5 protein-coding genes are annotated in these 4,335 nt (G+C 57.8%); all 5 read right to left on the reverse strand.

Going from position 1 to position 4,335, the window contains the following annotated elements:
* A partial coding sequence (locus VN887_11800; GenBank protein HXT40687.1) for a GTP-binding protein occupies positions 1-1,011 on the reverse strand: 1,011 nt, incomplete at its 3' end.
* Positions 1,012-1,041: 30 nt separating this feature from the next.
* Positions 1,042-1,842 carry a pentapeptide repeat-containing protein gene (locus VN887_11805; GenBank protein ID HXT40688.1) on the reverse strand — a complete coding sequence of 267 codons (801 nt, stop codon included), beginning with the start codon at positions 1,840-1,842 and terminating at the stop codon, positions 1,042-1,044.
* 4 nt (positions 1,843-1,846) lie between these two features.
* A complete protein-coding gene (gene cysD, locus VN887_11810; GenBank protein ID HXT40689.1) occupies positions 1,847-2,749 on the reverse strand; it encodes a sulfate adenylyltransferase subunit CysD in 903 nt (300 codons plus the stop codon).
* A 63-nt stretch (positions 2,750-2,812) separates the two neighbouring features.
* Entirely contained in the window at positions 2,813-3,478 is a 666-nt protein-coding gene (locus tag VN887_11815) for a phosphoadenosine phosphosulfate reductase family protein (GenBank protein ID HXT40690.1), read from the reverse strand.
* 68 nt (positions 3,479-3,546) lie between these two features.
* Positions 3,547-4,335: sulfite reductase (locus VN887_11820; protein HXT40691.1), on the reverse strand; the 789-nt coding region annotated here is incomplete at its 5' end.

Genomic DNA, 4,335 nt, shown 5'->3' on the forward strand with positions numbered 1-4,335 from the left:
CTGCAACGGCCGCGGGTTCATCCAGCAGATTTTCGCGTGCAGATCCGCGCTCATCCCCGGCAGGTTATCCAGGCCGATGATCGCGTCGCCGCGACTGATGTCGAGATCGTGTTCGAGCACGAGTGTGACGGATTGCGGACAAAACGCCTCCTGCAACGGGCCGTCGTAAGTCCAGATTTCCTTCACGGTGCTCTTCCAGCCGCCGGGGAGCACCATCACTTTCTGCCCGACCTTCACAATGCCGCCCGCGATCTGGCCGCTGAGGCCACGAAAATCGTGGAGCTTTGGATCGCGAGGATTGTTCGGGCGGTTCACCCACTGCACCGGGAGGCGAAGCGCGCTCAGGTTCCAGTCGCTCGCGATGTGGACGGTTTCGAGATGGCCCAGCAGCGTCGGTCCTTCGTACCAGGGTGTGTGTTTTGAACGGTCCACCACGTTGTCGCCATTGAGCGCGCTGATGGGTATAAATTTCACGTCCTTGAAGACGTCGAGTTTCGGCAGGAAATCCTCGATGGCGTCGCGAATTTCGAGAAAGCGATCCTCGTTCCAGTCCACGAGGTCCATCTTGTTTGCCGCGATGACGAGGTGCGGAATGCCGAGCAACGCCGCCAGATACGTGTGCCTGCGCGTCTGCTCGATGACACCCAGCCGCGCGTCCACCAGCACAATGGAAAGGTTCGCCGTGCTCGCGCCCGTCACCATGTTGCGCGTGTACTGCACGTGCCCTGGAGTGTCGGCGACGATGAACTTCCGGCGCGGCGTGGCGAAGTAACGGTAAGCGACATCAATCGTGATGCCCTGCTCGCGTTCGGCGCGCAGGCCGTCGGTGAGGTTGGCCAGATTGATGGCGCCGCCGCCTGTGATGTCCGCGGAACGTTCCAGTGCCTCCAGCTGGTCCTCCATCAGATTCTTCGAGTCATAAAGGAGCCGGCCGATGAGCGTGGACTTGCCGTCGTCCACCGAGCCGCAGGTGTTGAAACGGAGGATTTCGATCGGATGATGCGTTGGCATGTGCGTGTTCAGAGCGTTTTGGAACGAAGGTTATACGGGCGAAACGCGCCCAAACTTCACGACTAATTCATCGAATTTTTCCAGCGCGCCAGGACGGAATTCGCTAAAATCATTTCGACGTAAGACACCCCGAATTTGTCGCGAGCCGACCCATTTCAGATTGTGTTCAAGCACTGCACGCAACTGACGCAATCCAACCTCTGAAGCGCCTTTTAATTCGAAGACAGCCTCTTTGAGGAACTCCACGTAATTGTCCAACACTAGGTGGTCCTTATCATGCGGAAACCTTACCGTGTCTAAATCAAGCTTACGGAAATCGACCCAGTGAAGCTCCGCTCCCGAAAAATCAACGTCTTCCATTGTGTTGGGTGGGAAGGCTTCTCCTCGGAAAGCGTGCGCGTTAAACGTTACTTCGTTGAGTATCCCGCGAAACGTGCAGCGAATGAACTGGCTACCACCAAAAGCTACCTTGTCCAGTCGCGTGCGATCGAAGAGGCAATCTGTAAAGGCTCCGTTACCGCTGGCGATACCACGCATGTCCGGTTGCGAAAAATCGACTCGTTCAAAATGATTCAATTTGCCTTTATCCACTCCTCCAATCGCAGCATTTCTAAGATTGGTTTTGTGGAACGTGCAATTGATAAAATGGCTTCCCCAGGATCGAAAATCTGAGAGAGCCGCCTCATCAAATTTACATCCGATAAATTCGCAGTCGAATGCGCGCAAATGAGGCTTGGCTTGCCTCGAAAAATCAGCGCCTCCGAAGCTCTGATTCCGGAATTCCGTCGTTTCAAGTTTAACGACCTTGATGCGTCTAAGCAGCGAAGACATAGCTTTAGAAATAGCCTTGTTTCTTCCGATCCTCCATCGCCGCTTCGCTGGTCTTGTCGTCGGCGCGGGAGCCGCGCTCGGTTACGCGTGCGGCGGCAATTTCCGCGATGATGTCGTCCACGCTGTCGGCGGGGCTCTCGACCATGCCGGTGCTGATGATGTCGCCAATGGTGCGGACGCGCACCACAAGTTCTTTCATCTGGTCTTTCGGTTTCAAAGGCAGCAGGTCGGTGACAGGCAGCCACTGACCGTTGCGGCGAACACATTTTCGTTTGTGACTGAAATAAATGCTCGGTACTTCGAGCTTCTCACGCTTGATGTATTCCCACACATCCAGCTCGGTCCAGTTACTGAGCGGGAAGACACGCATGTGTTCGCCCTGGTTCACGCGCGCGTTGTAGAGGTTCCAGATTTCCGGGCGTTGGTTTTTCGGATCCCACTGACCAAAACTGTCACGGAAGCTGAAGAAGCGTTCCTTGGCGCGGGCTTTTTCCTCGTCGCGCCGCGCGCCTCCTATGGCGCAGTCGAAATGAAATTCCTCGATGGCCGCAAGCAGCGTGGGAATCTGAAGGCGATTGCGACTGACTTCACCGGGTGTAGCGACGGCGATACCCCTGGCGATGGCGTCCTCGACTTTTCGGACGATGAGTTTTGCTCCGAGCTGCTGCGCGCGCCGGTCGCGAAATTCGTTCAACTCGGGGAAGTGGTGGCCGGTGTCCACGTTAAGCAGCGGCATTGGAATTTCTGAAGGCCGAAACGCTTTTTCCGCAAGGCGCAGCAGGCAGATGGAATCCTTGCCACCGGAGAAGAGCAGGGCCGGGCGGCCGAACTCGGCGGCAACCTCGCGCATTACGTAAATTGCCTCGGTTTCCAGATACTGAAGGTGGTCGAGATGATAAGAACTCATTTTTCAGGAGTCACCAGCCAAACGTGCGGAATGTTTTCCCCATCCGTGATTCATCGGTACGAATCAAACGCTGGCGACAGCCTTTCCACCCCATTCGGCGTGAAGGCCACATTCGCGCTTTTCGTCGGCCTTTGCCGGATCGAAATAGTCCCACTCATTCGGCAGACTGTGTTTTGTGAGATAAGCCTCCATTTCGGCATCGGACCAATGGAAGACCGGGCTGACTTTGGTTGCACCAAAGTTCCGGTCCTCGGAGACGATGTCGAGACCGGCGCGATTCGGGTTTTGCACTTTGCGGAGCGCGGTGATCCAGACGACGGGCGCGAGTTCTTTCATGCCGCGTTGGAACGGCTCCAGTTTCATCACAGCGCTGAAGGCTTTGATGCGTTCCTCGTTGTCCGGTGTCGGATCGGGCATCCCGCCATGGACGGCATCGTAGTGCGCGGCGGTCAGCCGGGGCAGGTAGGGCCGGAGGTTCAGCTTGAGCAGCCGCTTGAGTTCCTCCGCGTGTTTGTAGGTCGCAGGCCGGTTGTAGCCGTGGTCCACCCACAGCACGGGGATGTCCGGTTGCGCCTGGACGCAAAGATGAAGGATGACGGCTTCGTACGGGCGAAAATTTGTTGAGACGATGGCGCGCCCTTTCGCCCGAGCGACGGCCCATTTCACGGTGTCGAGGGCCGGCTGGTTGCGCAACCCGATGTTCGCTTTGATAATTTGATCGGCGGTCATGTTGGAACCGGTGGAAAATGATGGCGCACGGGCCGGATTCGACACCTTCGCGTCTTGGCGGTTAATCATCAGTTCGCAGCGGTGGCGTTCCCTTCCAAAAAAACCCGATCACACCAGTCGCCAAAGCGCTCGTTCGCGTTCCGCTCCTGCGCGTACCGCGTCAACACGGGCCGCAGATCATTCTCGATTTCCGAATCCTTGACCACGTCTTTCCACAAACGGTTGAGCCGCGTGCCAGCGGTGTTGCCTCCGAGCCACACCTGGTAACGGCCCGGTGATTTGCCGACGAACGCGATTTCCGCCATGTAGGGACGCGCGCAACCGTTCGGGCAGCCGGTCGAACGAATGATGATTTCCTCACCGGCCAGTCCGGCCTCGGCGCAGAGCTTTTCGATGCGTTCAATCAAATCTGGCAGCATCCGTTCCGACTCGGCGAGCGCCAGTCCGCAGGTCGGCAGCGCCGGACAGGCGAGCGCCGCGGCTTGCAACACCGTCGCCTGGTTTTCCGTCTTCACGCCGTGCCCGGTGAGCAGCGCATTGACCCCGGCTTTGTCGGATTCAAAGACGTTCGCGAGAATGAGGTTTTGGTTCGTCGTCAGGCGGAATTCAACGCCCGGAAATCCGCCCGCGACCTCGCGCAGCGCGGTTTTCAGCCGGTGGCCAGTGGCGTCTTTGACGCGACCGGTCTGGACGAACAGGGTGAGGAACCAGCGCCCGTCAGTTTGTTTGTGCCATCCGTAAAGGTCGCCCATCGTGGTGAATTGATAGGGGCGGGCGGGCGCGAATTTGAAGCCGGCACGGGTCTCGATCTCCGTGCGCGTCCAATCCGCGCCACGTTCGGCGACGACGTACTTAAG

The organism is Candidatus Angelobacter sp. (genome assembly GCA_035607015.1).
Classification (GTDB): Bacteria; Verrucomicrobiota; Verrucomicrobiia; order Limisphaerales; family AV2; genus AV2.

Excerpts from the sequence above, each read along its gene's own strand:
- cysD (HXT40689.1), bottom strand. The coding sequence starts at position 2,749 with ATGAGTTCTTATCATCTCGACCACCTTCAGTATCTGGAAACCGAGGCA.
- VN887_11815 (HXT40690.1), bottom strand. The coding sequence starts at position 3,478 with ATGACCGCCGATCAAATTATCAAAGCGAACATCGGGTTGCGCAACCAG.
- VN887_11805 (HXT40688.1), bottom strand. The coding sequence starts at position 1,842 with ATGTCTTCGCTGCTTAGACGCATCAAGGTCGTTAAACTTGAAACGACG.